Raw genomic sequence first — 25,983 nt, 5'->3', positions numbered from 1 at the left:
GGTGCCGCGGGCAGGAGGCGGCTGCCGGGCGTCATGGCCGGCAGCGTCGCGCTGGAATGAGGAGGGGAGCGGCGTTCAGCAGCAGCCGCGAGCGGAGGTCCAGCCACGGCAGCATCCGCGCGACACCGCGACCGCGGTGCCGTCCAGGAGGATCTGCCGGCTGTTCATAACCGATACGCTATCCCACATCTCCTACATGCGAAATAGGAATTCCACTTATTGGGAAACATCTATTGATGGGAGTGTCTGAACTGGCCGGTTACGCCGCGCGATCCCAGGCCGCGAACAGGTCCCGCAGATCTGCGGTGGTCGCACCCGACTCCCCGCGCACGGCCCGGCCCAGTTCGGCCAGCCGCCCGCCGAGGTCGGTGCCGTCCGCGCCGTCCACCAGGAAACGGCCGGCCAGGCCGTACCAGACCCGGTGGCGCTGTGCCCGCGGGCGCGGCCCGAGCAGCGGCGGCTCGGTCTCGATCCGCCATCCCTCGCCCAGCTCCTCGGCCACGGCCGCCACCTCGCGCAACAGCATGCCCCCGAGGCCGCCCAGCACGTCCGGCTCGGCGCGCGTCGCGGTGGCGAGCAGCAACAGCGCGAAGGTCAGGAACGGCAGGTCGGCCGGGTCGTCGCGCCAGTCACCCGGCTCGTGCCGGCGGCACCACGCCAGATACGGCACCGCGTCGTCCAGGAAGGGCGAGCCCAGCTCCACGGCGCTGGCCACGAAGGGGGCGAGCGTGTCCACGGGCAACCCGTTGGGTGTCCGCATGCGGATCAGCGCCATGCACGCGAACAGTCGCATGAGGTGACCGCGCCGCCCCGTCGGCGGCAACGGGCCGTCCGGCAGCTCCGGCCGGCTCCACCGGGTCAGTTGGAGCACCTCCAGGGGAACCCAGTCGAGTTCGCCGGGCCACGTCCGGGCGGCCAGCAGGTCGCTGACGGCGCGGCGGTGCCGCTCGGCGTCGTGGCCGTAGTCGGCCCGGGAGATGTGGTCGATCATCGCCGCGTCGAACTGCTCCTTGACGCGCTCGCGCAGCGGGAACTCGTCGGGGTGCAGCGCGTCCAGCAGACGTGCCCAGCGCGGATCGATCGTCGTGCCTGCGGCTGCGGAGTTCACCCGCCGATGACACCACATCGGCGCAACGCCGCACGGCTGCTCACCAGAGCTGCGCGAAGCAGCCGACGGACACCGCGAGCGTCATCACGGCCGCGGACACCGCGAGCAAGGGGCGCGGAAGTCGCATGATCTCCTCCTGGTGGGTGGTCGGGCCCGGTCAGCCGAGGTAGAAGTCCCGGCGTGCGGCCACGAACGACTCGATGCTCTGCGGGGGTACGCCGGTGACGCGCGCGACGTCGCCGGAGGTGCGGTCGTAGCGGTTCTCCCGGTGCAGGCGCGCCATGGTGGCGATGTGCTGCTCGGTGTGCGGCGGGAGACCGGCGTGCGCCAGCACCTCGGCCTGCCACCGGTCGGCGGGCACGTCCACGTACGACACCGTCCGGCCCAGCGCCCGCGAGAACTCCTCGGCCAGCTCGGGCATGCCGACGCTGCGCGGGCCGGTCAGCTCGTATACGTGCCCGGCATGAACGGCCGGATCGCGCAGCACCGTGGCGGCGACGCGGGCGACGTCGTCCACGGCCACCGGCGAGGTCCGGCCGGTGCCGAACGGCAGCGCGATGGTGCCGTCGCGCCGGATCGACTGCGCCGCGAGCGTCGTGAACAGCGGGTTGTCCAGGAACGAGGTCGGCCGAAGATGGATCACCGGCAGGCCGGACCAGTCGAACACCTGCTCGGCCAGCCAGTGCAGCCGCTGCTGGTGGGACTCGCCGGTGCTGGTCGCGGTCATCTGCGACACCGTCATCTGCGACATGTCCAGCAGGCCGGTCAGGCCGCCGTACTCCCGCGCCACGCTCGCCACGACGGTCGCCGCCAGCAGGTGATCCGGCGACACCGGCATCGCGAAGTACATGGCACCGGCCCCGTCCAGTGCGGCCGCGACGGTCTCGGGCCGGGTCAGATCGCCGAGCACGACCTCGACGCCGCTCTCGCGCAGCTCGCCGGCGCGCTCGTCGTCGCGGCGGACCATCGCGCGCACCGGCACGCCGTCCGCGCGCAGCTTGTCGACGATGGTGCGCCCGACGCCACCCACGCCGGTGATGAGGACGAGATCCTGGCTGGCCATGGGCGTTCTCCTTCGGTGAGACCCGCCGGTCAGGCGGGCACGGTCGTGGTCCGGTGCCGGGTCAGGCGCGGCCGCAGCCAGATCAGGAGCGCGGCGCCCGCCGCCCACAGGGCCAGGGTGAGCACCGGTCCCATGGCATGCGCGCCGTGGAAGTAGCTCAGGTCGCTGATGGCGCGTACGGCCGCGCCGGGCGGCAGCAGCGGCGACAGCGCCCTCGCCGCCGTGGGCAGCAGGTCGGCGCCGACGACGGCCCCGCTGACGGCGTTGCCCAGGGTGAGTAGCACCAGCGTGGCGACCGGCAGGCCGATCGGGCCCAGGTACGTGCCGAGCAGCTTGGTGGTGAACCCGGCCGCGGCCGCCAGCAGGGCGAGCGTGAGCGCCAGCGGCACGAGCGCGCCCGGCACCGCGCCCAGCACCGGACCCGCGATGATCGCGGCGACGGTGCCGATGGCCAGGGACGTGCCGGCCAGCAGCCAGAGACGGTGGCGCAGGAGCAGTGCCCCGGCCAGGCCGAGCGCGTTCGAGGCGAGCACGAACCCGGCCAGCGACACGCCGAACGCCAGGTAGAACCCGGCCAGGCCGCGCGCGTCGGCGGGCGCCAGCGGGACCACGTCCTCGGTGGTCAGGTGCAGGCCCGCCCCGCCGGCGTACGCGCCGACGAGCGCCTTGACGGCCGACGTGTTGGAGGCGCCCTCCGCCCCGGCGATCCGCAGTTCGAGGCCGCCCTGGCCATCGGCGCTGAGCGCGGCGACGGCGTCGTGGCGCAGCACCGCCTCGCGCGCGGCCGCGGCGTCGGCCACCGGCCGGATGTCGACCCGGTCGCCGAGGGCCTGGCCGACCTGGCCGGGCAGGTCCGCTCCGGCCACGGCGACCGGGATCCCGCGCGGCTGCGGATCGCGCTGCAGTCCCAGGTAGCAGCTGAGGAACGCGGCCACCACGACCAGCGCGATCACCACGGGCTGCAGCCACGTGCGCACCGGCGGGGTGGCCGCAGGCTGATCCGGGGCGGCTGCACTCGCCGCTACCGGGGTGGCGGAGACGGGAGAAGAGGTCATGGCACGGCTTTCTGGTCGGGAGACGGGCGGCTCGCGTTATGCGAAGCCACGGTCGTCAACATTACGAGCATGTGCTCCTATTCCGGCCGGACCACGGGCCTGGCGCCCGTGGTCCGGCACGAGGCGGGGGTCAGCGCCCGGGTGCCCGTTTCCTGACCTCCTGCAGCACCCAGCCGTTGCCGTCCGGGTCCCGGAACGTGGCGAAGGAGCCGTAGTCGGCGCGTTCGGGGTGCGGGCCGGTGAGCCGGGCTTGGGGCGCGCGGTGGGTGACGTCCCCGCCTTCGTGGCCGTGGAAGACCAGTCCGCCGCCGTCATGGAACACCTCGCTCACCTGGATGCCCCTGCCGACCAGTTCCCCGCGGGCCTGCTCGATGTCGGCGACGACGAGGTACAGGCCCTGGATCGAGCCCGGCTCGGCCGAGGTGAGCCCCTTGCCGAACATGATCGAGCACTCGGAACCGGGCGGCGTGAGGTGCACCGCGCGCCAGTCCTCGGTGGGCGCCTTGTCCAGGTCCAGCCGGAAGCCGGCCGCCTCGTAGAAGGCCCTGGCCCGGTCCACGTCGGTGACGGGCAGCACGATGACTTCAAGTTTCAGGTCCACGGAGATTGTCCTTCCTCGCCGGGCCGCCCGTATCGCGGACCGGCCTATTGACGCCTTCAGGGCGGGTGCCTGCGGGTGATACGAGCATATGCGCGTATTGGCGACGTTGCCGCCGCTCGCGGTCAAGGGCGCCGGGCCGCCGAAGCCCGCCCGGAGGTGCACCGTCGCAATTGCGAGCACCTGCGCGTATCCTTGGCGGTGTCCTCGGAGGGAGGAGACGGTGACCACACGGACGCCCGTCGGGCCGTGCAACAACCTCGCGCTGCGCAAGGCGGCCCGATACCTCGGCGCGACCTATGACCGGGCGCTGGCCCCGATCGGGCTGCGATCCACGCAGTTCAGCATTCTGCAGCTGCTCAGCGTGCAGGGGGAGCTGACGATCAGCGGCCTCGCCGAGCTGATCGCGATGGACCGCACCACGATGGCCACCAACCTCAAGCCGCTCGCGCGTGAGGGCCTGGTCACCATCGAGCCGTCGGCCACCGACCGCCGGGCCCGCCTGGTCGCCCTCACCCCGGCCGGCCTCGCCAAGGTGAAGGCGGGTCTGCCGCTGTGGCAGCAGGCGCAGGAACGGTTCGAGGCGAAGTTCGGGGCCGCCGAGGCCGCCGAGCTGCGCGCCTCGCTCGACGCCGTGCTGGACACCGGCTTGCAGCCCTGGGCCGAGCAGCCGTGGACAGCCTCCCTGCATGAGCCGTCGGAGGCGGTCCAGGCCTGACGGCTCGCCTCAGCCGGCGCCGTGGCGTCCCGCCAGCAGCGCGAGCCGTGCGCGGTACTCCGCCTCGGTGATCTCGCCCCGCGCCAGGCGGATGGCGAGCACCTGCTGCGGGGTCGGCGGCACCGCCGCGGCGCGCCCGCCGCCGTCCAGCCGCTGGGCGAGCAGCACGGCGCCGACCACCAGCAGCGCGAGCACCGCCAGCACGGACGCCATCATCAGGCCCATGCCCCACGCGGGCATTCCTCCATACCAGGGCATCATCACGACCTCCTCGGTCCGGCTGCCTCCACTACTCACCGTCGCACGGCGGAGCCGTGTGCGGCAGAGCCGATGAGACCGGCGTGCCGGGTCGTTGCGCCTCGGCGTGACGGGCAGTAGGTCCCGGCCTGCCCGTTCAGGCGCGGACGACCGGCAGCGTGTACAGCCCGCGCATGACCCTGGTCGGGCGCCACCGCAGCTCGTCCTCGGGAACGGCCAGGCGCACCGGGCCGAGGCGGCGCAGCAGCGACGGGAAGGCGATCGAGGCCTGCAGCCGCGCGAGCGCTGCCCCGATGCAGAAGTGCGTGCCGTGCCCCAGCGCCAGATGGTTGTTCGGCGTACGGGCCAGGTCGAGGCGGTCGGGCTGCTCGAACACGTCCGGATCGCGGTTGGCCGAGCCGATGAGCAGGCTGACGATGTGCCCCGGCTCGATGCGCTCGCCCGCCACCGTCAGCGGCTCGGCGGCCACACGGAAGGTGGCGTCGCGCACCGGGGAGTCGTAGCGCAGCAGCTCCTCCACTGCGGTGCGGATCGGCACCCGCTCCCGCTCCAGCAGCGCCAGCTGCTCCGGATGGCGCAGCAGCGCCAGCATCCCGTTGCCGATGAGGTTCATGGTGGTGTCGTGCCCGACCAGCAGCAGCAGGTACGCGGTCGAGGCCAGCTCCTCCTCGGTCAGGCCGCCCGCGGCGCCGCACGCCGACACCAGTGCGCCGAGCAGGTCGGACTCGCTGTGCCCACCGCGGCGCTTGTCGGCGATCAGCTCGCCGATCAGGCCGGCCGGCGTGCCGTCGGCGTCCGGGCCGGGCCACGCCGCCTCGGGCGTCACGGTGGCCAGCAGCAGCCGCCGCGTGCGGTCGGTGTTCAGCCGCTCGGGAAGGCCCAGGATGGCGCAGATCAGCGTGAACGTGAGCGGGGCGGCGAAGTCGCCGACGACGTCGATCTCGGCCCGGCCGTCGAGCCCGTCGATCAGGTCGCGGACGGTGGTGTCGATGAGCGGTTCCAGCGCGGCGATGTGCCGGGGGATGAAGGCGGCGCTGACCAGGTGCCGCAGGCGGGTGTGCTCGGGCGGGTCGGCGTGGACCAGGTGCCGGTTGAGACCGGGCGGCCCGGCGACGTAACCGGGCACCCGCTGCGGGCACTTGCTCAGGCGGCGGTCACTGAGCAGGGCACGCACGTCGGCATACCGCGAGACGTGCCAGACGACGGCGCCGCCGGGCTTGTCCTCGCGCAGCGCGGGCGCGTGCCGGCGCAGCCACGCGAAGTACGGGTACGGGTCGGCGAGCCGTCGCTCGACGAGGGCGGAGGGGACGGCGGTGGCGGTCGGCATGGTGTTCCCGTCGCTCGTGGACACGCGGGAGGTTCACGGCCGCGACCGCGAACCTCCTTGATCACGTATGGAACGACGTTGTGTTTGCGCAGGTCACGGCCTGTTTAGCGACGCCTGCCTCATTTTCGTGCCTTGTTCGGCGTACGCAGATGCCAGGCGTGGTCGACCAGATCGGCCAGGCGGTCGGACGGGATCGCGGCCAGGTCGGCGTCGATGCCGACGAGCGTCTCGCCGCGACGCAGCTCGCGGTACACCCCGGGGTCCTCGGCCAGTGCGTTCGCCACCCGGCCGGCCGTCGCGTGCAGCAGCAGGCGGGCACCGTCCCCGCTGACCGAGACGAACCCGCGCCCGCCGACGTAGAATGCGGGCGTGTCGGAGTCGGTCTGCTCGGTGACGTCCGGCAGCGCCATCGCGATCCGTCGCACCTCGTCGAGATCAGCCATTAGGTCACCATCGCACATTCCGGGCGTTCGCCGGGCCGATCCACGCAGCCCGGTCCGGGTTCGGGTACGCGCGGCGCACCACGGGTTCCATTGACTGAGCCGATGTAACCGCAGGGCGAGCTCTGAAGATCACTCAGCAGACGGCCGAGACCGGTAAATGCGCCCAAGGTGGGCTGAGTGTCGCGGAAGTCTCGGACGGTCGCCTGCCGCTATCTCACGGTCAATTCGAGGTCATTGACCAGCGCGGCGGTCAGCGCGGGCAGTTGGGCGTCGGCGACGACCGCGCCCCGCAGGGACATGATCTCGCCGACCGTGGAGAGGTCGTTGCCGCGTAGGTCTGCTCCGCGCAGGTCGCACGCCTCGAAGCGAGTCGACGTCAGTCGGCATCCGTCAAGTGCCAGAGCGTTCAGCCTGCACCGGTCGAACACGGTTTCGACGAGAGAGCAACCGATCAGCGCGACGCCCACCGCGGCTCGCAGCTCGGTGAAGGTCGCGTAGTCCAGGCGGCAGTTCTCCAGGACGACGTTCTTGAATACGGCGCCGGTCCACTGCGTGCCGACCAAGGTGCAGCACTTGAGGGCGCAGCGGTCCAGTATGACGCTGTCGAACCTCGATGACGACAGGTCGGCGTCGATGAACCACGATCTGGTGAGCGTGACGCGGGCAAGCTGTGCGCGTGACCAGACGTCGCCGGTGATCAGCTGTTCGGTGACGGTGGAGCCGTCGCGGGGCAGCTCTTCGGCGAGGTCGAGTTCGTCGGGTTCCTCGCCGGGGAGTAGCACATCCAGTTGGCGCAGCGTTCGAGTATCCATCAGGCATCACCTTATGTTCGCCGGGATGGTGGCCCACACTGCCGCGCGCGTGGGCCACCATCGTGGTTCACTTCTTCGACTTCGACCAGTTGTCCCAGGTGGGCCGGTTGTCGAAGCCCTTGCTGCCGTTGTCCCAGGTGGGGCGGTTGTCAAACTTCGCGGCGCTCGGCAGGCCGGTGAGGCCGGTCTCGGCGGTGATGCCCAGCTTTGCCAGGTCGTCGTGGTCGGCGGCGGCGAGCAGTTGCAGCGTGGTCACGCGGGCGTTCCCTTCGTTGTGGTGAGGTGGGTGAGGGCGGAGCGGACGAGGGCTTGCTTGCTGTTGCGGCAGTAGGCGGTCTCTGTCGCGTCGAAGGTGCCGAGTTCGAAGAACCGGTTTCCGGCCTGCGCGCCGCCGCAGAACTGCCAGAACTCGCAGGTCGCGGCGCAGGAGCGCAGCGCGGACTCGAACTCGGCGACCTGTCGCAGGGTGCGCGCCTTGCCGATCATGGTCGGTAGCGACTCGCGCAGCAAGTTGCCGATGAGGAAGTCGCCGTAGGCGGCGGAGCGGATGCCGAGCAGTTCGGGGGACAGGATCACGGTGTCGCCGTCGTGCGCGACGGTCGGAATCGGGTCGTACGGCAGCGAGGTCGGAGCCACGCCGCCGCGCATGGCGGACACGTGGTCGCGGAGGCGGTCGAGTTCGCGGATGCGCAGCGCGTGACCGGCTTCGCGTAGTTGCCACAGCCGCAGCCAGAACGCTTCCGCTCGCGCTGCGGTGACCTGCGGCCGGTGCGCGTTGAGGCCCTCCTGTTCCTCGATGTTGAACCCGACCGAGGCGCAGCCCACTTCGGTGAAGAACTCGACCAGTTCGTCGGCGCGGTCGATCGTGTCCGCCGTGACCACGCAGATCACCTCGAACGGCACGCTGTGTTCCTGCAGGAGTCGAATGCCGCGCATGATCCGATCGAACGCGGGACGCCCGGCCCGGTCTACCCTCGCGGCGTTGCACGCGGCCGGACCGTCGACCGACACCCCGATGTGAAACCCGTACTCAACCAGCAGGTCACACCACGCGGAGCTGAGCAGAGTGGCGTTGGTCTGAACGCCGTGCCTGATCCGACCGGACCGCCGGAGGGGCTCGAACTCGGCCAGCAAGGAGCGCAGGTGCCCGATTGGGGTGGCGATCGGCTCGCCGCCATGCCAGACGACCTCCACCGGGTAGGTGCTGTCCTGCTCGGCGACGGATGCGGCCAGCGCCGCGGCCACGTCGGCGCTCATCAGGCGCTGCCGTCTGCGGTCGGGCAGGTAGCAGTAGCCGCAGTCGAGGTTGCACAGGGTTGTGGGCTGGACGACCAGAGTGTGGAAAACATCTGCGATCATTCGCGGTGCAGCGGCTGTGCTCACGCCGACCTCCGGATCAGGCATTCAGGCGGGTCGTGCTGCTGAGGTGAGGAGTGGTGCATCCCATTGAGTGGTCCGAAGCGTGTCACTGCTGGCGAGTTGGACGATCTTGGCGCGTTGGCGGCCGGCCTTGACCATGGGGAGACCGCACAGGGCGTTGAAGACCTGCGTTGCGGCCGCCAGGTCGGCGGCGGCGAACGATTCCAGAATCAGTTCGGGGTCGGCTCGCTCGTCGCGGTGTTGGTGGTGGGAACGCAGAGTGCGCACGCAGGTGAGCGACACGAGGTAGCGGGGCGGCGGTTCTGGGTGATGCAACATCGATCCTCCAGGGTCTGGATGCGCGCGGCGACCAGGTTCGGTGCGGTGAACTGAGGTCGCCGCGCGCCTTGGCCTCGCACCACCCCCGTCCCGTTGACTGGAAACGGCGCAAGGCGCTTCGAGTCGAGCGCGGTGCCCGCTGGCTTGCCAGTGGGACGTTCGGGCCCGACGATGCATACAGGGTGAGGCCACCCGAGGGATCGATCCCGGAAAATTCTTCCGGGGTATCCGGCCGCGTTCGGCGAAGGATGAGCCATGCGTGGGATGACGAGCGCCATGACGATCGGGGAGCGTGTCGCCTGGTATCGGCGCAGGCGCGGCCTGTCGCAGGAGGTCCTGGCCGGTCTCGTCGGGCGTACGGTCGACTGGCTCAGCAAGGTCGAGAACAACAGGATCGAGCTCGACCGGCTGTCGGTGATCAAGGCTATGGCCGATGCGCTGGATATCGCTCTTGGTGACCTGCTGGCCGAACCGTCACTCCTTGAATGGACGTCCGAGACCGGGCACCGCACCGTGTCGGCGTTGCGTGACGCGCTGCTGGACTACCGCCAGATCACGATGTTCGGTCGCTCCGTGGGCGCGGTCGAACCCCCGACTATCGACCAGCTCACGCGACAAGTATGTGAACTCTGGGATGCATACCAGGCATCGCGATTCGGCTACGTCACCGCCCGCTTGCCTGAGCTGCTGACACAGGCGCAGGCGGCCGTGGAGGTCGGTCCCAGCACCATGGAACCGCATCGGCTCCTGGGGCTGACCTACCAGCTCGCCGCGACCCAGCTGACCAAGATCGGTGAGGCAGACCTCGCCTGGATCGCAGCCGAGCGAGGACTCGCCACCGCACGGCAGACCGAAGACATCGCGGTCATCGGCTCGCTCACGCGCAGCGTGGTGCACGCGCTTCAATCAGCGGGAAAGTACCGAGAGGCTGTCCGGCTGACCGAGGACGCAGCAGGCATGTTCGCCTCAAGCCTCCGTACCGCCGATGGCGAGATCTTGTCCATCTACGGCACGCTCCTCCTCGCCGGGTCGATGGCGGCGGCACGAGCTGACGACCGCACCGCAACGCGGTCCTTCATCGCTGAGGCGTACAGCGCCGGCCGTCGTCTCGGCAGGGACGGCAACCACCTCTGGACGGCCTTCGGCCCGACCAACGTGGCCGTCCACCGGGTGGCCACAGCGGCGGAACTCGGCGACATCCAGTTCGCCGTCGGCCTGGGGCCGCGCATCGACACGTCTGCCATGCCCATGGAACGCCGCGTACGCCATGCGCTCGAAGTCGCTCGCGCGTATAGCCGCTGGAACCGGAACGAAGAAGCCCAGGCGACCCTGCTTGACGCCGAGCAGATGGCACCTGAGCAGGTGCGCTACCACTTCCTCGGCCGCCAGCTTGTCACCGGCTGGCTGCGCCGTGGCCGAGCTAAGCCCACCCCGACCCTCCTCGCGCTCGCCAAGCGCATGAACATGCTGCAATGAGCAGTTACTAGACTGGCTCCGTGGCCGCGCCTGAGTCCAATTCGTTCGCTACCCCGCGGCTGGCCGCAGGGGCGCTCTTTGTTGATGCGACAGGCCGCCCGCTCCTGGTCAAACCGAGCTACAAGCCGGGCTGGGAGATCCCCGGCGGCTATGTCCACGAAGGCGAAGCGCCGCTCGCGGCCTGCCGCCGCGAGATCATCGAGGAACTGGGTAAGGATCTGACGGTCGCGCGGCAGCCGCTCGTTATCGACTGGGCACCTGCACCGGACGAGGGCGACAAGATGCTCATCATCTTCGATGGTGGTGAACTGGGAGAGTCTGACTTATCTGCGATGATCTTCGCTGATGGCGAAATTGTCGACGCGCGATTTGTCGATGAAAGCAATCTTGCCGACTACCTGCCAACTCGCCTTGTCAATCGGCTGCGCCTCGCCCTCCGCGCCAAATCTCAGCAGCGTTGCATCTACGCCGAGCGCGGCCTGGAGTCGTAGACATCTGTCACGATCCTCGGAATGACGGATGCCCAGAAACCGGCCTCACCCCAAATCGTGCGGCACCGCTGCCGCCACTGCGGACCGGGGTCACCGGCAGAGGGCCACCCGTGACCAGCAGAAGCTGGTTCGCGTATCGCTGACCACGGCACCGCAGATTGTGGCAGCGTCGGAGACCGCCGACGGGAGGAGCGGGCCGATGGACCGGCACGAGGTGCTCGCCGAGCTGGCCGCACGGGTCATCGCGGTGACCCGGCCGCACCCGGTGCGGGTGGCGGTCGACGGCTGCTCGGCCGCGGGCAAGACCACGCTGACCGACGAGCTGGCCGAAGCGGTCCGCGCCGCCACGGCCCGGCCGGTGATCCGGGTCGGGATCGACTGGTTCAAACGCGCCGTCGCGCTGCGTACGGCGTACCCGCAGGACTCGCCCGACAGCTACTACCTGGACTCGTGGGACGACGAGGCCATCCGCGACCGGCTGCTGCGGCCGCTGGGACCGGGCGGCGACCGCCGCTACCGGACCGCGGTCATGAACCTGCCGGCCACCGAGCCGATCGAGCGCCCGGACGAGACCGCGCCCGACGACGCGATCCTGCTCGCCGACGGCGCCTTCCTCCAGCGGCCGGAGCTCAGGGACCACTGGGACCTGCGGATCTACCTGCACGTCGGCTTCGACGAGGTGCTGCGCCGCGGCATCGTCCGCGACCAGGCCTGGATGGGCTCGGCGGCGCAGGCCGAACACCGCTACCGCACCAAGTACATCCCCGGCGAGCAGCGTTACGTGACCGAGGTGCGGCCCGCCGAGCGGGCCGACCTGGTCGTCGACAACACCGACTTCGCGGCGCCGGTGCTGCTGCGGCGCTGACCGGTCAGAGCGGCTGGATCTTCTCCGCGGGGAACCCGGTCGCCTGCTGGAAGTGCCGGCGTAGCGTCTCCGGGTCGCCCGGATCGCGCTGCAGCAGCGTCACCCGCTGCCCGGCGGCGTACGAACCCAGCAGCGCGACCGTCTCGCCGGTGCCCAGGCGCAGGATGAGCGCGTACAGGTCCTCGCCCTCGGCGCCGATCCGGTCGAAGCGCTCCCGCAGCACGTTGCGCACGTCGATGACCGGCGCGTCCAGCCGCGCGACCGGCACGGCCCGCGCGAAGGACGCCCACTGCGCCGCGTCCTGCTTCACGAACCCCGTCTCCGGCCACGGCCGCAGCTCGTCCAGCCGGGCGGTGAACCGGCGGAGGAAGTCCGCCCGCGCCTGCTGGTCGTGCTCCATCGGCAGCTCGGTCAGGTCCGCGCCCGCGGCCAGTGCCCGGGTCGCCGCGTCGTGGTACGCCTGCGGCCCGAGCCGCAGCGCGCCGCGCTCCACGGCCAGGCGCGCGACCCGGTCCACGACCTCGTCGGTCAGCTGCCGGTCGAGGGTCAGGCAGTACAGCAGCTGGTTCACCGGCCCGTGCCAGTCGTTGTCGGTCATGGTCAGCTGCCCTCCGGCGCCCAGTAGTCCACCTGCGTGTTCGGGTCCAGGGTGACACCCTGCTCGCCGAGCTGGTCCAGCACCTGCTGGGTCTGTGACCGGCCCGGCCGGTAGTGGCCGCTGTGGTCGGTCACCATCTGCACCTGGCCGTTGACGACCTCCAGCTCGCCCGCGCCCGCGGTCGGCTGCCCGCTGAGGAAGCTGGAGTGGTGGAACCGGCCCACCTCCTGCGTCGTCGAGGCGTAGAGGTTGCCGTTCTGGTCCATCACGAAGATCGCCCGGCCGCCGCCGCCCGCGTGCACCGACGACGCGCTGGTGGTGTCGAACAGGCGGCCCTGCGAGTCGTACACGAGGCCGTCGCGGATCGTCAGCCGGTACGCCTCACGCTCGGCCGCGTCGAGGTAGTCCACGCCCGGCGGGCCCCAGATGCCGTCCGGCCGCTCCTCGCCCCGGTAGTGCGGGTCCATGTCCCCGCCGTTCCAGGGGTTGTCCCGCACCATGGGCGGCGGGATGTCCGGCACCCCGTCGCCGTCCAGGTCGTCGAGCACCCCATCGCCGTCGGCGTCCGTGTCGAGCGCGTCGGTGCGCCCGTCGCCGTCGACGTCGGGGCCGCGCGGGCCGTTCGGGTCCAGCGGGTCACGCCGCCCCGCCTTGCGCAGCAGGTCGCCGAGCAGCGCGATCACCTCGTCGAGGCGGCGCAGCAGGGGAGTGAGCTTGCGGAAGCTGTTCAGCAGCGCGGTGATCAGCTTGCCGATGCGGGCCACCCACTTCGACACCAGCGCCGCGACCTGGCCGATCACCACCGGCGTACCCAGGCCCAGGGTGAAGCCGACCTCGGCCAGCCACTGCGGCAGCCGCGCGGCCAGGGTCGCCACGAACTCGGCGATCAGCTCCCGGACCAGCTCGCGGACCAGGCCGACGAGCATGCCGCAGATCTCGGTGGCGTTGCCCAGCGTGCCCGCGCCGTCGGCGATGCCGCCCAGCGCCTGCATCTGCTCGGCTACATGCGAGCGGAACGACTCGCTGGCCGGGCCGGTCCAGTCGGCGATGTCGCGCCACACCGCCTCGCGCAGCGCGTCGGCCGCCTGCGAGGCGTTGACCGACACGTTCTTCCAGGTCTGGGCGTACGCGGCGATCTGGTCCGGGTCGCCGGCCAGCCAGTCCAGCGCGTCCGACAGCGGCTGGACGTGCTCCATCAGCCAGGACACGCCCCAGGCCACCAGCGAGCCGAGCGGGTCGACGACCAGGCCCAGCGTGTCCAGCGAGGTGGTCAAGCCCGCGATGGCGTCGTCGACCCAGCCCTCGGACTCGATGGCGTTCTTGCAGTCGATGACGTCCTCGACCAGGCCCAGGCCGGTGTACCACTGGGTGCTGTCCTGGCGCGGCGCGATGAGGGGGTTCGCGGTGGTCGACGTCATAGCGGGAGGTTCACCGTCCTCTGCGTCGCGGTGACCGTGGCCGACGTGCGCACGTCGGTGGATTCGCTGGTGGCCGCGGCGGCGCGCAGCTTGTCGGCGGTGTCGCGCAGCGCGTTGACCGTGTCGCGCAGCGCCGACACGGCCGCCCCGGACACCGGCTCCAGCAGCGACGGGATGAACTGGCAGAGCTGCCCGTACGCGCTCGCGCCCAGGTGCACGTGGTTCGCGGCGTCGGCGCCCTGCTCGACGGCGTCGGCGATGGTGTCGATGCTGCTCGCGTGCCGCCGCACGGAGTCGATCGGCATGCGTACCGTGTCGTCACCGGCCACGGTCGTGCTCCGGCTCCTCCGGCGGGGTGGGGAAGCGCTGCTCGTAGCTGCCGAGCACGGCGCGGCCGGTCTCGGTGTCGGTGCCGACGGTCTCCGAGACGACCTCGGCCACCTGCGCGGTGATGCGGCTCTGGGCCAGGCGGGTCACCCGCATGATCTCCTTGGCCAGGTCGGCGCCGCGCATCCGCTGCACCCGGTCGTCCAGCTCCAGCGCGGTGAGCTGGCCGGAGCTGGTCACGGTCACCCGGATCGCGCCGTCGGCGCCGCCCGCGGTCGCGGTCAGCGCGGCGACCCGCTCCGACATACGCTGTGCCGCCTCGGCCTGTGCGGACACCTGTGAGGTCCAGGTGCGCAGCCACTCCTCGGCGTCGTCGAGATTGCGTCCGATCAAGGCATTCCCCGTACGCAGGCCGGGCCGGAGCGCCCGGGACAGTGAGACGGGCAGCAGCCTATCGGGACGGTGCCGGGCGGGCCAGCCGAGACGGTTTCACGAACGCCCGGCGCTCGCGAGAACTATTCGTTAGTGTGCCGGATATGCTCCGGTTTGTACCAACGGGGGCCCGGATCGCCCTCGCCGCGCTCAGCGCCGTCCTCGCCACGCCCCTGCCCGCGGCCGCGCACGCGCCCACGCTGCCCTGCCCCCGCGAGGCCGGCCCGCGCATGTCCGAAGCGGTCCGCGCATCCGCGCCGCCGGCCGACCCCGTGCACCGCGCCGTCGGCGGCGACGAGCTGGCCACCTCCGGCCTGGCCGTCGTACCCGGCGCAGCCAAGCCGCCCAAGGTCAGCGCCACCTCGTGGGTCGTGGCCGATCTCGACACCGGCGCGGTGCTCGGCGCGTGCGGCGCACACGAGTACGGCACCCCCGCCAGCGTTCAGAAACTCCTGCTCGCCGCCGCGCTGATCGGCCGCCTCGACCCGAAGCAGGTCGTCACCGTCACACCCGAGGACCTCGACTACGAGCCCGGCAGCTCCGCCGCGGGCCTGGTCGAGGGCGGCCGCTACACGGTCGAGGACCTGTGGCTGGGGCTGATCCTGGTGTCCGGCAACGACGCCGCGAACGTGCTCGCCCGGCTCGGCGGCGGTGACGCGGCGGGCGGCGTACGGGCCATGAACGCCGAGGCGGCTCGGCTCGGCGCGTACCAGACGCATGCCGTCACCCCGTCGGGACTCGACGCCCCCGGCCAGTTCACCAGCGCCTACGACCTGGCCCTGATCGCCCGCGCCTGCTTCGCCGACGAGGCGTTCCGCCGCTACGCGCTCACCCGCGAGGCGCGCGTGCCCGACCAGCCGCGCAAGAAGGTCAAGGGCTTCCAGATCGGCAACCAGAACCTGCTCATCTTCAACTACGCCGGTGCGCTCGGCGGCAAGACGGGCTACACCGACCTGGCCCGGCACACCTACGTCGGCGCCGCCGAACGCGACGGCCGCCGCCTGGTCGTCAGCCTGCTCGGCGCCGAGTCGTCGCCGCTCAGCGGCTGGCAGCAGGGCGCGGCGCTGCTCGACTGGGGCTTCGCCCAGCCCCGCGACGCCGCCGTCGGCCGCCTGATCACACCCGGCGAGACGGCAGCGGGCGCCAGTCCGTCGGCCGCGGCCGCCGCCGCAGCCGGTGCGGCCGCCGGCGCCGACTCGGACGGGGCCGGTGCCGTGCCGCTGCTCGCCCTCGGCGGGGCCGTCGCGGCGGTGCTCGGCGTGCTCTCGGCGATCCGCCGCCGCCGCGGCACCCGCTCCGGCGGCGCCTGAGGCCTCTCGGCAGTCCGGTCTGGCGGCGTATGGCAACTCCTGGGATGCACTCGCAACCCAGGAGTTGCCATGCACAGCTGCGAACAGGCCAGCGGCGACCCGGCCGGCGGGCTAGCGTGTGCGACCATGATCACTGACAGCTGGCTCGCGGACACTCGAACCTCGTACGACACCGTCGCGGCGAGTTACACGGAACTGCTCCGCGACGGGCTGGCAGCCCAGCCCTACCTGCGCGCGGCGCTGGCGCTGTTCGCCGAGCAGGTCCGCACCGCGGGCGGCGGCCCGGTGGCAGACATCGGCTGCGGGCCGGGACATGTCACCGCTCACCTGCAGGGACTCGGTGCTGACGCCTTCGGTGTGGACCTGTCGCCGGCGATGATCGAGGCGGCCCGGCGGGCACATCCCGCGCTGCGGTTCGAGGTGGGCTCGATGACAGACCTCGACCTGCCCGACGCCTCGGTCGCCGGGCTGCTCGCCTTCTGGTCGCTGATCCACATACCGGACGAGGTGGTGCCGACGGTGTTCGCGCACTTCCGGCGGGTCATGCGACCAGGCGCGCCGCTGCTCATCGGCTTTCATCTCGGCGATGGGACGCGGCTGAAGACGGAGGGGTACGGCGGTCACCCGATGCGGGTCCACGTGCATCACCGCCGGCCCGACCGGGTGTCCGGGTGGCTGCGCGAGGCCGAATTCACCATCGAGGCCGAGATGTCGATCAACCTCGACCGGACGCTGCCTGGCGCGGTCGTGTTCGGGCGGGCATGAGCTTCGGCGACTTCGCACGGAAGGCGCGGGGTGGCTCCCGCTGAAGTCTGCAGAAAGCTGGGGCTGCCGCACGTTGCCGCAGCTGGCTACCGTCCATTCATGACCGTCTTCGAGCGTGCCCCGTACGTGGCGACCATCAACGGCGAGGTGTTCCGCTGCCTCGTCTGCGCGGGCGGCCTGTTCACCAGCCGCACGATCAAGCTGAACACCGCGGGCATGGAGTTCCTGGACCTCGCCTGGGCCAACAAGTCGTCGCTGGGCGTGATCTGCACGAACTGCGGCTACGTGCACGAGTTCCTCGGCGACGCCGTCCAGCTGTGGGACTCCGCGTCCGGGATGCGCGTCTAACGGGTCAGCAGGATCCGCCGCGTCGCCTCCGCGTGCCGGGCCACCGTGTACTCGCCGACCTCGCCCACCGTGGGCGGTTCGGCGTCAGCGGTCCATGACAGGCCCACCCAAATTTCACCGAGCCGCACCACGTACTCGCGGTTGCTCCGGAACACGTGCGTCACCTCGGCGGTGACCGTGGCCCCGACCGGGTGTGCACGCTTGGAGGCGGACCATTGCTCGCCGGTCATCGGGTGACGGTGACGTGCCGAGCGGAACCCGGCGTCCAGCGGCCACAGCCGCACCTGGCCGCGCCGATGCTGGATGACCTCGAAGCCGGTCACGACACCGGCCCGCGGCCACCGGTCTGCATCCTCGGGCAGGTGCAGAACATCGACGAAGCCGAGGTAGGGCGACGTGAGGTCGACGAAGACGCCGATCCGGCCGGCATGACGGTTCGGCCGGATCCTGCCGACCGTCTGCGTGCCCTCGGGCAGCGCCAGCCGTGCGGCGTCAAGATCGTCACGTTCCCGCACCGGTCACCTCCACCTGGCGATCGTTCCGGTCGGCTGTGACCGCCGAGATGAGGCGGACCAGCTCGGCGTCAGTGCCGATGGCGGCACGGTGTTCAGGATGCGCGATGTAGTGCCGGATCGCCTCGGTCAGGAACGGGTAGTCGAGATCGAACCCGCGGGGGATCATCTCGATCCGCTGCCGGCCGTTCGGGCCGATCAAGGTCAGCTGCACGCCCCGGCCGGCCCGCGGCCAGTCCACGACGAGTGAGGCGCCGACGATGCCGTCCCAGCTCACTGCGGGATACCCGCCCCCCCCGGCATTCCAGCCCGGTAGGGGAGAGCACGAGCCGGGGCGTGACGACGGCGCCGATGACAAAAAGCATGCTGAACGTCGCGGCCAGAAAGAGCGACAGGACGACGTCGAGCGCGCCGGACGCGGAGGCCGAGGCAACGAGCTTCGGCCCGGCCAGGTGCCCGGCGGTGAGGAACATCGCGGCGATCGGCCGCCACGGCCGGCACGTGAACGAACCTGCGGTGACCGTGAACCCAGCGGGGCGCCGCGCCCGTCGGCGCTCGGCTGCCAGCGAATAGGCGGCCAGGGCCGCCAACGGGGTCAGCAGGAACACGAAGAATCCGGCGGCCTGCCACAGCGGCTCGGTGGCCGCGAACAGCGCGGCGCCCAGCAGCCAGCTGGCGGCTGCCGTGAGGACCTGCTTGCGGACCAGGCGGCGGGGCATGGGGCACACGATAGCCATCCGCCGTCGCCCCCACGGGGCAGCAGTTGATCTGTACCCTCGCGCCCATGCTTGATCAAGGGTCGGTCCCGCAGCCGGAAGCCGTACGCCCGGCCGGGCGGGCACGGATGCTCGCCGCGGTGGTGACAGTGCTGGCGTTCGCCGCCGGAGCCGGCACGGCCTGGCTGCTGTCAGGCGGCCTCGGGTCGGCGGGCGGGTCCGGCGAGCAGGCGCGCGAGCGGTGCCGGGACGCGGTGGGGCAGCGGGTCGCCGAGGAGAGCACGGGACCGACGGCCTCGCAGTTCGACGACGGCTACGTCGTCGGGGCGGGTGACACGAGCACGCCCGCCGCGATGGTCAGTGGCACGGTGACGGTCTTGGGCGCGGACGGCGGTGTAGCCGCCGAGTACAGCTACTCCTGCCGGCTGACCGGCTACCACGACGGTTCGTGGGGCGCGATGTTGTGGCACGCGGAGAGACTGCCGGACCGCGCGGGTTGACGGCCGGTTCGGGGAGCGGGCTCAGCTGAGGCGCGTGTCGGGCACCTGGCGCAGGTACTCGGCGACGTGTTTGTTGTGAGAACGGGCCTGCGCGGCCTTCTGCCCGGCGGTCCGGCCCTCCTCGACCGACGGGTCGAGGCGCACCGAGCTGCGGACCTCGGACATGTTGCGGTACAGCTCGGGCGGCAGGGTCCGGGCGAGCCTCAGCACGCCGCCGTCGCTGGTGTATTCCTCCACATGTGCGAGGATCGTGTCCTTATCTGCCGGAAAGTCGATGTCGCGCAGCGCTTCCTGCATCTGCGCCCAATCCTGGTTCTGCATAACTTCGACTGTGACGCGCGCCGGGCGCTCCCCACGCGCGAATCGGCGAAAAACCCGGCTCGGTCGCGCCGTCCGGGCGGTTGATCGCTGTCTCGTGTCAGAACCTGAGGTCTGACCCCACTTTCTGACACGAGATCGCGATCATGCCCGGCGGTGCGCGGCGGTGCGCGGCGGTGCGCGGCGGTGCGGGCGGTGCGCGGCGGTGCCCGGCGCGGTGGCGGGGCCGGGCCGGGTTTGGCCGGATGGCACTGGGGGAGTGCCGGTCGGCTGCCTAGCGTCGCGGCCATGTCGATGCAGTGGTTGTCGCGCTTCGGTGCGGTGTGTGGGGTGGTCCTGGGGCTCTCGCTGGGGGTGCCGGGGGCGGTGGAGACGTTCACGGGGGAGACCGCCGTGACCAGTTTCGTGGTCGGGCTCGGGGCGGCGTTCGGGGCGCCCGCGCTGCTCGCGTTCCAGTTGCGGCAGGCCGAGGCGGCGGGCCGGTTCGGGGCGGTCGCGTTCGCGGTGAACCTGATCGGCCTGGGGCTGTTCACCGGGGTGGCGTTCGCGCTGAACCTGGTGGTGTTCTTCCTCGACCCGGCGGTCGCCGAGAGCGTGCTGGCCGGGCCGACGCGCCTGGCGGTGCTGGGCAGCGCGGTGGTGTTCGTGGTCGGCACGGTCCTGTTCGGCGTCTCCATGGCCCGGTCCAGGGTGCTGCCGAGGATCCCGGCCTGGGGGTACGCGAGCACGCTGACCGCGCTGGCGCTGCTCGCCGCGCAGCCGGACTCGGTGCTGACCAGCCTCGTGCACGTGCTCGCGTGCGTGTCGGTGGTGTGGCTGTCGCTTTCGGTCTGGCCCGTACCCTCGAGGCCGTGAACGCAGACCGACCCGTGCCGTGGGTGTCGCCGGTGCTGTACGCGGCCGTGCTGGCCGCCGGGCTCTACGCGGGCCTGGCCGGGCTCGGCGACACCCACCTGCCCGTCTTCATCGCCGGGCTGGCGGCGCTGTTCGCGCTGGAGTTCGTGCGCCGCGAGCTGCTCGCCCTGCTCGCCCGGACGGCGCTGTTCGTGGTGGTGGCGCTGGCCGACGGCTCGGGGCTGTCTCGGGCGCTGTTCGTGCTGGTGCCGTTCACGGCGTACTTCGCGTTCGGGCGTACCGTGGCGATCGTCCTGGCGGTGGCCTGCGTCGCGGGCGTGGCGGTGGCGTTCCAGGTGGCCGCGCCGGGCTGGCCGGCCGATGTGGCGCGGGTGTCGGACCTGCTGATGTTCGCGCTGGGGCTGGCGCTGGCCATCGCGATGGCGTCGGCGGCGGTGGAGGAGCGGCGGGGCCGCGCGCGGATCGCCGAGCTGTCGGCGGCCGCCGAGCGGCAGCGGCTGGCCCGTGACATCCACGACGACCTGGGGCACCACCTGACCGCGGTGATCGTGCTGCTGGAGCAGGCCGAGGCGTTCCGGGAGCGGGACCCCGCCGCGGCGCAGCGCGCGCTGGCCGAGGCCACCGGCTCGGCCCGGCGGGCGCTGGAGGACGTACGCCGGTCGGTGCGCACCTGGCACTTCCACCTCGGCAGCGCCCTGCGCGAGCTGTGCACCGGCGCGGTGGTGCTGCGGCTGTCCGGGGACGAGAGCCGCTACGGCGAGCCGGCGCTGCGGGCGCTGTTCCACGCCGCGCAGGAGGGCATCACCAACGCCCGCCGGCATGCCGGGGCCGGTGCCGTCGAGGTGGACGCCGAGCTGGGCGAGGACCGTGCGCTGCTCACCGTCACCGACGACGGGCCCGGGTTCGACGGCGGGCGGGAGGGCTTCGGGCTGCGCGGCATGCGGGAACGGGTGCGGGCGGCCGGGGGACAGGTCGTGGTGCGCAGCGCGGGTGGGCGGGGCACCCGGCTCGAGGTGGTGGTGCCGCGGTGACGACGCGGGTGGTGGTCGTCGACGACCAGCGGCTGATCCGGGAGGGCATCGCGTCGCTGCTGGGCCTCCAGGACGGTGTCGAGGTCGTCGGCACCGCCGGGGACGGCCGGGAGGCGGTCGAGGTGGCGCTGCGCACCGGCCCGGACGTCGTGCTGATGGACGTGCGGATGCCGGTCATGGACGGGGTCGAGGCGGTGGCGGTGCTGCGGGCGGAGCTGCCGGCGTGCCGGGTGGTGATGCTGACGACGTTCGACGACCAGGACTACGTGGTGCGCGCGATGCAGGCGGGCGCGGCCGGATACCTGCTGAAGGATCTGCCGTCGCGGGAGCTGGCGGCGGCGGTGCGGCTCGCGCACGCGGGGGTGCTGCCGCTGGACCCGGCCGTGGCGGCCCGGCTGACCGCGGCGGTGCCGCAGCGGCGGCCGGGGGTGCCGCTGAGCGCCCGGGAGACCGACATCCTGCGGCTGGTCGCGCAGGGTATGACCAACCGGGAGATCGGGCGGCGGCTGCACCTGAGCGAGGGCACGGTGAAGAACCACCTGTCACGGCTGCTCGAACGGCTCGGCCTGCGCGATCGCACACAGGCCGCCGTCTATGCCCGCGATCACGGCCTGACCAGCTGATGGATACGGGTTTGCGGATTTGTTCAGCGGCCTAACAGAATTCGTCCCATGACCCGCTTCCCCTGGCCCACCCTCCTGCTGCTCGGCGCCGCCGTGTTCGTCTCGGTGACCACCGAGCTCGTGCCGACCGGCCTGCTGCTCGGCATGAGCCGCGACCTGCACGTGTCACCGTCGCGGCTGGGCCTGCTGGTCACCGGGTACGCCGTGATGGTGGCGCTGTTCGCCGCGCCGCTGGGCACGCTCACCGCCCGGCTGCCGCGCAAGGCGCTGCTGGTGGCGTCGCTGGGCGCGTACACCGCCAGCAACGCCGTCATGATCGTGGCGCCGGGGTACGGCGTCGCGTTCGCCGCGCGGCTGGTCGGCGGGATCACGCACGGGCTGTTCTGGGCGGTCGTCGGCGGGTACGCGGCCCGCCTGGTCACCACCGACCGGATCGGGCGGGCGGTCACCGTGCTCTCGGCCGGGGGCAGCGCGGCGGTGCTGGCCGGGGTGCCCGCGGGCACCGGCATCGGCACCGCGTTCGGCTGGCGGGCCACGTTCGCCATGCTCACCGGTATCGCCTTGGCGCTGACGCTGCTCGCCTGGTGGCTGCTGCCCGAGGTGCCCGGCAGCAGCGCGGCCGGGCGCACCCCGATGCGCGAGGTGCTGCGCCTGCCCCAGTTCCCGCCGATCGTGGCGATGACCGCGGTGACCATGCTGGGCGCGTACATGATGTTCACCTATACCGCGCCGCTGCTGAAGCACGCGGGCCTCGGCGAGACCCAGATCGCGCCCGTGCTGCTCGTGAACGGCCTCGCGGGCACGCTGATGCTGCCGGTCGCGGGCTGGATCGCCGACCGGCGGCTGCGGGCCGGCATCGTGCTGGGCGGCGGCCTGCTGATGACGGGCCTGCTGTTGCTCACCGTGCAGGGCGACGCCGTCTGGGCGGCGGTCGCCGCGATGGTTCTGTTCGGGCTGGGCATGGGCCTGCTGCCGATCTTCATGCAGGCCGCGACGCTGCGGGTGGCGCCCGACCACACCCAGGAGGCCTCGGGCATCAACGCCAGCGCGTACAACGCCGGGGTCGCCTGCGGCGCGCTGGCCGGGGCGTTCACCCTGGACGCCTGGGGCATCGGCGGCATCCCGCCGGTGGGCCTGGCCCTGGTCGCCACGGGCATGATCGGGTACGTCGCCAGCACCGGCGCGACCGGGATCCGGTTCTGGCGTCCGGCCGTCGCACAGCGACAGGGCGACTAGCCGCCCCGGACGAGCCCGGCGGACCGAACGGCGTCGCCGCCCGCCGAGTGTCCACTCCGCCTGTCGGAATGCCGCCGCCGCGTTGTCGCGGCGCGGTGGCGGTGGCACATTGCCTACGCCCCGCCGCCTCACCGGCCGCGGGGCGTCGTGTGCAGACGGTGGAGGAACAGTGAGTTTTACCAAGGACGACGGAGCGCCGGCCGACTTCACGGCCGCGCTGCGCGCCGGCGGCTACGGCCTGCCGGATCCGGCGACGGCCGGGCACGGCCACGCCCACGGCACGGACGGGGTGTCGACGTCGGTGCGCAGCACGGTGCACAAGGGTCACGAGATCCGCATCGAGACCACGTACAAGATCACGATTGACGGCAAGCCGCTGGAGGGCGGCCTGGAGGTCCTCGACAACGGGGCGGTGCACTACCACGGCCTGCCGCAGTACGCGCTGCCGTCGGCGATCGACATGTGCAAGCGCGTGCTGGACTACTTCGGCACCGAGCCGCCCGCAGTCGACCAGCTCGGCTGCGCCGTCGGCGAGCACGGCGACCACTGCGGCAACGGCACCACCTGCTGCATCCCCGCCCCCGGCGAGGAGCACGGCGAGCACCAGCACGACGCCGGCCACCAGCACGGCGAGCACCAGCACCCGGCGCCCCAGCCGGACGCGCCGCAGCCGCAGAGCCCCACCCCGGCGCCCACCCCGGCCCCCGCGTCGCACGACCACGGGCACGCGCACGACCACCAGCACGGGGAAGGCCACTGATGACCGCCGTACGCGCCAACATCCAGACCTCCGAGGCCGCCCGCACTCGCTTCGTCGAGGGCGTGGTCGCGCTCAACGCGGAGCAGTCCGGCTACACCACCTCGCAGCTCAACCAGCTGCTGGCCCCGTCGGTGCCCGGGTTCCGCCTCTACGGCGTGGACCAGCCGCTGACCACCTGGGACCTGTTCGTGCTGTGGCACTTCCTGGCCATGCAGATGCCCAGCTCCCCGTCCCGGCCCATGCGCAACCTGGCGCACGGCGGCCCGATCTTCCTGCCCTGGCACCGGATGTACCTGCTGCGCCTGGAGCAGCAGATCCAGCGGGTCACCGGCGACCCGGAGGCGGGCCTGCCGTACTGGGACTGGACCGTCGACGGCGGCCTGCCCACCGACCAGCAGCACAGCAGCTCCCTGTGGGGCGAGGCGGCGCTCGGCGACGCCCGCGGCGACGTGGTCAGCGGGCCGCTGGCCGCGATGCGGGTGCGGCTGGTCGGCCACGGCACCCAGCTGTGGTCGATCGAGCCGCGGCCGCTGCAGCGCCAGGCCGGCACCGACGCCGACGTGCCCGGCCTGCCGACGGCCGAGGACGCCAAGTGGGTGCTCGAGGACGGTCTCGGCTACGACAGCGCGCCGTGGGACGTCAGCTCCGACGGCTTCCGCAACCGGGTCGAGGGCTGGCTGGACCCGCGCCGTCCCGGGCAGGCGGGCGGCCCGCAGATGCACAACCGGGTGCACGTGTGGGTGGGCGGCGACATGGGTCCGGGCAGCTCGCCCAACGACCCGCTGTTCTACCTCAACCACTGCAACGTGGACCGGCTGTGGGAGGCGTGGCTGACCAAGCGGGGCCGCAGCTACTCGCCCGGCGCCGCCGACGACCAGGTGCCCAGCGGGCAAGGCCTGAACGACACCATGGTGACGCTGCTCGGCGAGCCGCTGACCCCGGCGCAGACCCTCGACCCGGCCGCCTGGTACAGCTACGACTCGCTCGGGTGAGCGCCGGTGCCGCGGGCGGGCCGTCCGGTCCGCCCGCGGCACCGGTCACTTGCTGATCATCGCGGGGTGGAAGGCCATGAAGTTCTCCACCGAGCCGGCCGCCACCGAGGCGAGGAACTGCCTGGACAGCACATCCAGCTGTTCGCCCAGATACTCGTACTTCAGCTTGGGCTTATCGTCCTTCTTCTTGTCGTCCTTCTTGTCGTCGCCCTTGGTGTCGTCCGGGTCGGTCTTGCCGTCGTCGCCGCCGTCGTCCTTGGGCTCGTCCTTCTTGTCGTCGTCGGACTTGTCCTCGACCCAGCGCCCCACCCCGCCGCCCGACAGGCGGACCATGGTCATCCCGGAGGGGCGCAGGTCCTGCAGCGCGAACGCCCAGTCGACGATGCTGTGCCCGCGCCCGCTGAAGGTCAGCGAGCCGCCGACGGTGCGCAGCACCTTGTCCAGGCGCAGCGGGTCGGTGAGCAGGTCGCCGCTGAACGCCTTCGCGACGATCGCGCGGACCAGCTGCTGCTGGTGGCGCTGGCGGGCGTAGTCGCCGCCGGGGATGTAGCGCTGGCGCGCGTAGTCCAGCGCCTGCCAGCCCTTGAAGTGGCGCTTGCCGGGCTCGTACACCATCTGCGGGCCGACGTAGCCCGTGCTGCTCTTGCCGTGGTCGCGGGGGTCGCCGTCCGGTTCGCGGTGGATGGAGGCGACCCGCTGGTCGACGACCATGTCGATGCCGCCGAGCGCGTCGACGACGTCCTCGAACCCGCTGAAGTCGATGATCGCGCCGGCGTCGAACCGCTTGATCCCGGTGTACCGGCTGACCGCGGCGCTGAGCAGCTCGAAGCCCTGGGCGTAGTTCGCGCGGCGGACCCCGGGCGTCTGCGCGCCGAAGAACATGGCGTGGGCGAGCTTGTCGGAGGCGTTGCCGCCGTAGCCGGACTTGGGGAACGGCGGGATCGCCACCAGCAGGTCACGGGGCAGGGAGAACAGGTAGCCGCGGTCCAGCCCGGCGGGGATGTGCATGACCAGCACGGAGTCCGCGCGCGGGATCCAGTTCGGATCGTCGTGGCGCGGGTCGATGCCGGCGAGCAGGATGTTCAGCGGCCCGCGGATGTCGGCCGGCCGGGCCGGGGCCGAGGGCCCCGCCGCGGCGGCGCCCTCGTCGCCGAACAGGTCCTCCTGATGCACCGCGTTCTCGTAGCGGGCGACCGCCCGATCCACCATGACCAGCATCGCCCCGCTGAACACCATCAGAGCCGTGCCCGCCGTCACGCACCACCGGGCCCACCGGGCCGCCTCATGCCGCTGTCGTGCCACGACATGCACAACGACACGCGGCTCAAGT

At 71.9% G+C, this 25,983-nt stretch carries 33 protein-coding genes; 14 read left to right on the top strand and 19 right to left on the bottom strand.

The genetic code is table 11. The annotated features are described in order from the left end of the window. Positions 1-259: 259 nt before the first annotated feature. From Cba03nite_RS28655 to Cba03nite_RS28640, 4 genes are all read right to left on the bottom strand, one after another. Positions 260-1,108: a hypothetical protein gene (locus tag Cba03nite_RS28655; RefSeq protein ID WP_203752695.1), complete on the bottom strand. Its 849-nt coding sequence runs from the start codon at positions 1,106-1,108 to the stop codon at positions 260-262. A 157-nt stretch (positions 1,109-1,265) separates the two neighbouring features. Next, positions 1,266-2,171 (bottom strand): NmrA family NAD(P)-binding protein, encoded by a 906-nt coding sequence (locus Cba03nite_RS28650; RefSeq protein ID WP_203752692.1) that lies wholly within the window; start codon positions 2,169-2,171, stop codon positions 1,266-1,268. A 29-nt stretch (positions 2,172-2,200) separates the two neighbouring features. Beyond that, entirely contained in the window at positions 2,201-3,226 is a 1,026-nt protein-coding gene (locus Cba03nite_RS28645; RefSeq protein ID WP_203752690.1) for a hypothetical protein, read from the bottom strand. A gap of 130 nt (positions 3,227-3,356) precedes the next feature. Beyond that, positions 3,357-3,827 carry a VOC family protein gene (locus Cba03nite_RS28640; RefSeq protein ID WP_203752689.1) on the bottom strand — a complete coding sequence of 157 codons (471 nt, stop codon included), beginning with the start codon at positions 3,825-3,827 and terminating at the stop codon, positions 3,357-3,359. Positions 3,828-4,047: 220 nt separating this feature from the next. On the opposite strand from Cba03nite_RS28640, the gene Cba03nite_RS28635 reads away from it, so the two are divergent. Beyond that, positions 4,048-4,542 carry a MarR family winged helix-turn-helix transcriptional regulator gene (locus Cba03nite_RS28635; protein ID WP_203752687.1) on the top strand — a complete coding sequence of 165 codons (495 nt, stop codon included), beginning with the start codon at positions 4,048-4,050 and terminating at the stop codon, positions 4,540-4,542. A 9-nt stretch (positions 4,543-4,551) separates the two neighbouring features. On the opposite strand, the gene Cba03nite_RS28630 is transcribed toward Cba03nite_RS28635, so the two are convergent. The 7 genes from Cba03nite_RS28630 to Cba03nite_RS28600 form a co-directional block, all read right to left on the bottom strand. Further along, entirely contained in the window at positions 4,552-4,803 is a 252-nt protein-coding gene (locus Cba03nite_RS28630; protein WP_203752685.1) for an SHOCT domain-containing protein, read from the bottom strand. Positions 4,804-4,936: 133 nt separating this feature from the next. Beyond that, entirely contained in the window at positions 4,937-6,151 is a 1,215-nt protein-coding gene (locus Cba03nite_RS28625; RefSeq protein ID WP_203752683.1) for a cytochrome P450 family protein, read from the bottom strand. 95 nt (positions 6,152-6,246) lie between these two features. Beyond that, positions 6,247-6,570, bottom strand: a complete 324-nt coding sequence (locus tag Cba03nite_RS28620; RefSeq protein ID WP_203752681.1) for an MmcQ/YjbR family DNA-binding protein — start codon at positions 6,568-6,570, stop codon at positions 6,247-6,249. 209 nt (positions 6,571-6,779) lie between these two features. Continuing rightward, positions 6,780-7,382 carry a pentapeptide repeat-containing protein gene (locus Cba03nite_RS28615; RefSeq protein WP_203752679.1) on the bottom strand — a complete coding sequence of 201 codons (603 nt, stop codon included), beginning with the start codon at positions 7,380-7,382 and terminating at the stop codon, positions 6,780-6,782. A 67-nt stretch (positions 7,383-7,449) separates the two neighbouring features. Further along, positions 7,450-7,638: a multiple cyclophane-containing RiPP AmcA gene (gene amcA, locus Cba03nite_RS28610; RefSeq protein ID WP_203752676.1), complete on the bottom strand. Its 189-nt coding sequence runs from the start codon at positions 7,636-7,638 to the stop codon at positions 7,450-7,452. Beyond that, positions 7,635-8,786 (bottom strand): cyclophane-forming radical SAM peptide maturase AmcB, encoded by a 1,152-nt coding sequence (gene amcB, locus Cba03nite_RS28605; RefSeq protein WP_239126069.1) that lies wholly within the window; start codon positions 8,784-8,786, stop codon positions 7,635-7,637. The genes amcA and amcB overlap by 4 nt, the downstream gene beginning before the upstream one ends. Then, complete coding sequence (locus tag Cba03nite_RS28600) at positions 8,787-9,080, bottom strand: hypothetical protein (protein ID WP_203752673.1); 294 nt, start codon at positions 9,078-9,080, stop codon at positions 8,787-8,789. It lies immediately after the preceding gene. Positions 9,081-9,335: 255 nt separating this feature from the next. Here Cba03nite_RS28600 and Cba03nite_RS28595 point away from each other — a divergent pair, with 255 nt between their 5' ends. The 3 genes from Cba03nite_RS28595 (at position 9,336) to Cba03nite_RS28585 (ending at position 11,912) form a co-directional block, all read left to right on the top strand. Beyond that, positions 9,336-10,556: a helix-turn-helix domain-containing protein gene (locus tag Cba03nite_RS28595; protein WP_203752671.1), complete on the top strand. Its 1,221-nt coding sequence runs from the start codon at positions 9,336-9,338 to the stop codon at positions 10,554-10,556. 20 nt (positions 10,557-10,576) lie between these two features. Beyond that, a complete protein-coding gene (locus Cba03nite_RS28590) occupies positions 10,577-11,047 on the top strand; it encodes an NUDIX domain-containing protein (protein ID WP_203752670.1) in 471 nt (156 codons plus the stop codon). Between the two features lie 199 nt (positions 11,048-11,246). Next, positions 11,247-11,912 carry a nucleoside/nucleotide kinase family protein gene (locus Cba03nite_RS28585; RefSeq protein WP_203752668.1) on the top strand — a complete coding sequence of 222 codons (666 nt, stop codon included), beginning with the start codon at positions 11,247-11,249 and terminating at the stop codon, positions 11,910-11,912. 4 nt (positions 11,913-11,916) lie between these two features. On the opposite strand, the gene Cba03nite_RS28580 is transcribed toward Cba03nite_RS28585, so the two are convergent. The 4 genes from Cba03nite_RS28580 to Cba03nite_RS28565 are packed head-to-tail and all read right to left on the bottom strand — an operon-like array spanning position 11,917 to position 14,648. Then, positions 11,917-12,510, bottom strand: coding sequence for a hypothetical protein (locus Cba03nite_RS28580; RefSeq protein ID WP_203752666.1), 594 nt, complete (start codon positions 12,508-12,510; stop codon positions 11,917-11,919). 2 nt (positions 12,511-12,512) lie between these two features. After that, entirely contained in the window at positions 12,513-13,928 is a 1,416-nt protein-coding gene (locus Cba03nite_RS28575) for a WXG100 family type VII secretion target (protein WP_203752664.1), read from the bottom strand. Beyond that, on the bottom strand, positions 13,925-14,257 hold the full coding sequence (locus tag Cba03nite_RS28570; RefSeq protein ID WP_203752662.1) for a type VII secretion target: 333 nt from the start codon (positions 14,255-14,257) through the stop codon (positions 13,925-13,927). Before Cba03nite_RS28570 ends, Cba03nite_RS28575 begins: the two co-directional genes overlap by 4 nt. Further along, a complete protein-coding gene (locus Cba03nite_RS28565) occupies positions 14,247-14,648 on the bottom strand; it encodes a YbaB/EbfC family nucleoid-associated protein (RefSeq protein ID WP_203752659.1) in 402 nt (133 codons plus the stop codon). The genes Cba03nite_RS28570 and Cba03nite_RS28565 overlap by 11 nt, the downstream gene beginning before the upstream one ends. Before the next feature lie 143 nt (positions 14,649-14,791). Here Cba03nite_RS28565 and Cba03nite_RS28560 point away from each other — a divergent pair, with 143 nt between their 5' ends. The 3 genes from Cba03nite_RS28560 (at position 14,792) to Cba03nite_RS28550 (ending at position 17,110) form a co-directional block, all read left to right on the top strand. Further along, the gene (locus Cba03nite_RS28560) at positions 14,792-15,997 is read left to right on the top strand and encodes a D-alanyl-D-alanine carboxypeptidase family protein (protein WP_203752656.1); all 1,206 of its coding nucleotides are present in this window, start codon (positions 14,792-14,794) and stop codon (positions 15,995-15,997) included. A 126-nt stretch (positions 15,998-16,123) separates the two neighbouring features. After that, positions 16,124-16,762: a class I SAM-dependent DNA methyltransferase gene (locus tag Cba03nite_RS28555; protein WP_203752653.1), complete on the top strand. Its 639-nt coding sequence runs from the start codon at positions 16,124-16,126 to the stop codon at positions 16,760-16,762. A 99-nt stretch (positions 16,763-16,861) separates the two neighbouring features. After that, on the top strand, positions 16,862-17,110 hold the full coding sequence (locus Cba03nite_RS28550; protein ID WP_203752650.1) for a hypothetical protein: 249 nt from the start codon (positions 16,862-16,864) through the stop codon (positions 17,108-17,110). On the opposite strand, the gene Cba03nite_RS28545 is transcribed toward Cba03nite_RS28550, so the two are convergent. Both Cba03nite_RS28545 and Cba03nite_RS28540 read right to left on the bottom strand, forming a co-directional pair. Further along, complete coding sequence (locus tag Cba03nite_RS28545; RefSeq protein WP_203752647.1) at positions 17,107-17,625, bottom strand: hypothetical protein; 519 nt, start codon at positions 17,623-17,625, stop codon at positions 17,107-17,109. The genes Cba03nite_RS28550 and Cba03nite_RS28545 overlap by 4 nt on opposite strands. Positions 17,626-17,717: 92 nt before the next feature. Next, positions 17,718-18,341 (bottom strand): hypothetical protein, encoded by a 624-nt coding sequence (locus Cba03nite_RS28540; RefSeq protein ID WP_203752645.1) that lies wholly within the window; start codon positions 18,339-18,341, stop codon positions 17,718-17,720. Positions 18,342-18,406: 65 nt separating this feature from the next. Here Cba03nite_RS28540 and Cba03nite_RS28535 point away from each other — a divergent pair, with 65 nt between their 5' ends. After that, complete coding sequence (locus Cba03nite_RS28535; RefSeq protein ID WP_203752642.1) at positions 18,407-18,838, top strand: hypothetical protein; 432 nt, start codon at positions 18,407-18,409, stop codon at positions 18,836-18,838. A gap of 21 nt (positions 18,839-18,859) precedes the next feature. On the opposite strand, the gene Cba03nite_RS28530 is transcribed toward Cba03nite_RS28535, so the two are convergent. Continuing rightward, positions 18,860-19,159: a DUF2795 domain-containing protein gene (locus Cba03nite_RS28530; protein ID WP_203752639.1), complete on the bottom strand. Its 300-nt coding sequence runs from the start codon at positions 19,157-19,159 to the stop codon at positions 18,860-18,862. A 285-nt stretch (positions 19,160-19,444) separates the two neighbouring features. On the opposite strand from Cba03nite_RS28530, the gene Cba03nite_RS28525 reads away from it, so the two are divergent. The 6 genes from Cba03nite_RS28525 (at position 19,445) to Cba03nite_RS28500 (ending at position 24,653) form a co-directional block, all read left to right on the top strand. Further along, positions 19,445-20,011, top strand: a complete 567-nt coding sequence (locus Cba03nite_RS28525; protein ID WP_203752636.1) for a hypothetical protein — start codon at positions 19,445-19,447, stop codon at positions 20,009-20,011. Then, positions 20,008-21,042: a sensor histidine kinase gene (locus tag Cba03nite_RS28520; RefSeq protein ID WP_203752633.1), complete on the top strand. Its 1,035-nt coding sequence runs from the start codon at positions 20,008-20,010 to the stop codon at positions 21,040-21,042. Before Cba03nite_RS28525 ends, Cba03nite_RS28520 begins: the two co-directional genes overlap by 4 nt. Then, positions 21,039-21,665, top strand: coding sequence for a response regulator (locus Cba03nite_RS28515; protein ID WP_203752630.1), 627 nt, complete (start codon positions 21,039-21,041; stop codon positions 21,663-21,665). Before Cba03nite_RS28520 ends, Cba03nite_RS28515 begins: the two co-directional genes overlap by 4 nt. 48 nt (positions 21,666-21,713) lie before the next feature. Continuing rightward, complete coding sequence (locus tag Cba03nite_RS28510) at positions 21,714-22,901, top strand: MFS transporter (protein ID WP_203752627.1); 1,188 nt, start codon at positions 21,714-21,716, stop codon at positions 22,899-22,901. Positions 22,902-23,070: 169 nt separating this feature from the next. Then, the gene (locus tag Cba03nite_RS28505) at positions 23,071-23,661 is read left to right on the top strand and encodes a hypothetical protein (RefSeq protein ID WP_203752624.1); all 591 of its coding nucleotides are present in this window, start codon (positions 23,071-23,073) and stop codon (positions 23,659-23,661) included. Continuing rightward, the gene (locus tag Cba03nite_RS28500) at positions 23,661-24,653 is read left to right on the top strand and encodes a tyrosinase family protein (RefSeq protein ID WP_203752621.1); all 993 of its coding nucleotides are present in this window, start codon (positions 23,661-23,663) and stop codon (positions 24,651-24,653) included. Before Cba03nite_RS28505 ends, Cba03nite_RS28500 begins: the two co-directional genes overlap by 1 nt. Positions 24,654-24,698: 45 nt before the next feature. Here the strand turns inward: Cba03nite_RS28500 and Cba03nite_RS28495 are convergent, their stop codons facing one another. After that, a complete protein-coding gene (locus tag Cba03nite_RS28495; RefSeq protein ID WP_203752619.1) occupies positions 24,699-25,955 on the bottom strand; it encodes an LCP family protein in 1,257 nt (418 codons plus the stop codon). Positions 25,956-25,983 lie beyond the last annotated feature (28 nt).

The sequence above is a fragment of the Catellatospora bangladeshensis genome (genome assembly GCF_016862575.1).
Taxonomy (GTDB): Bacteria; Actinomycetota; Actinomycetes; order Mycobacteriales; family Micromonosporaceae; genus Catellatospora; species Catellatospora bangladeshensis.
The sequence above is the reverse complement of the archived record's forward strand: the minus strand, read 5'-3'. Positions and strand labels throughout refer to the sequence as shown.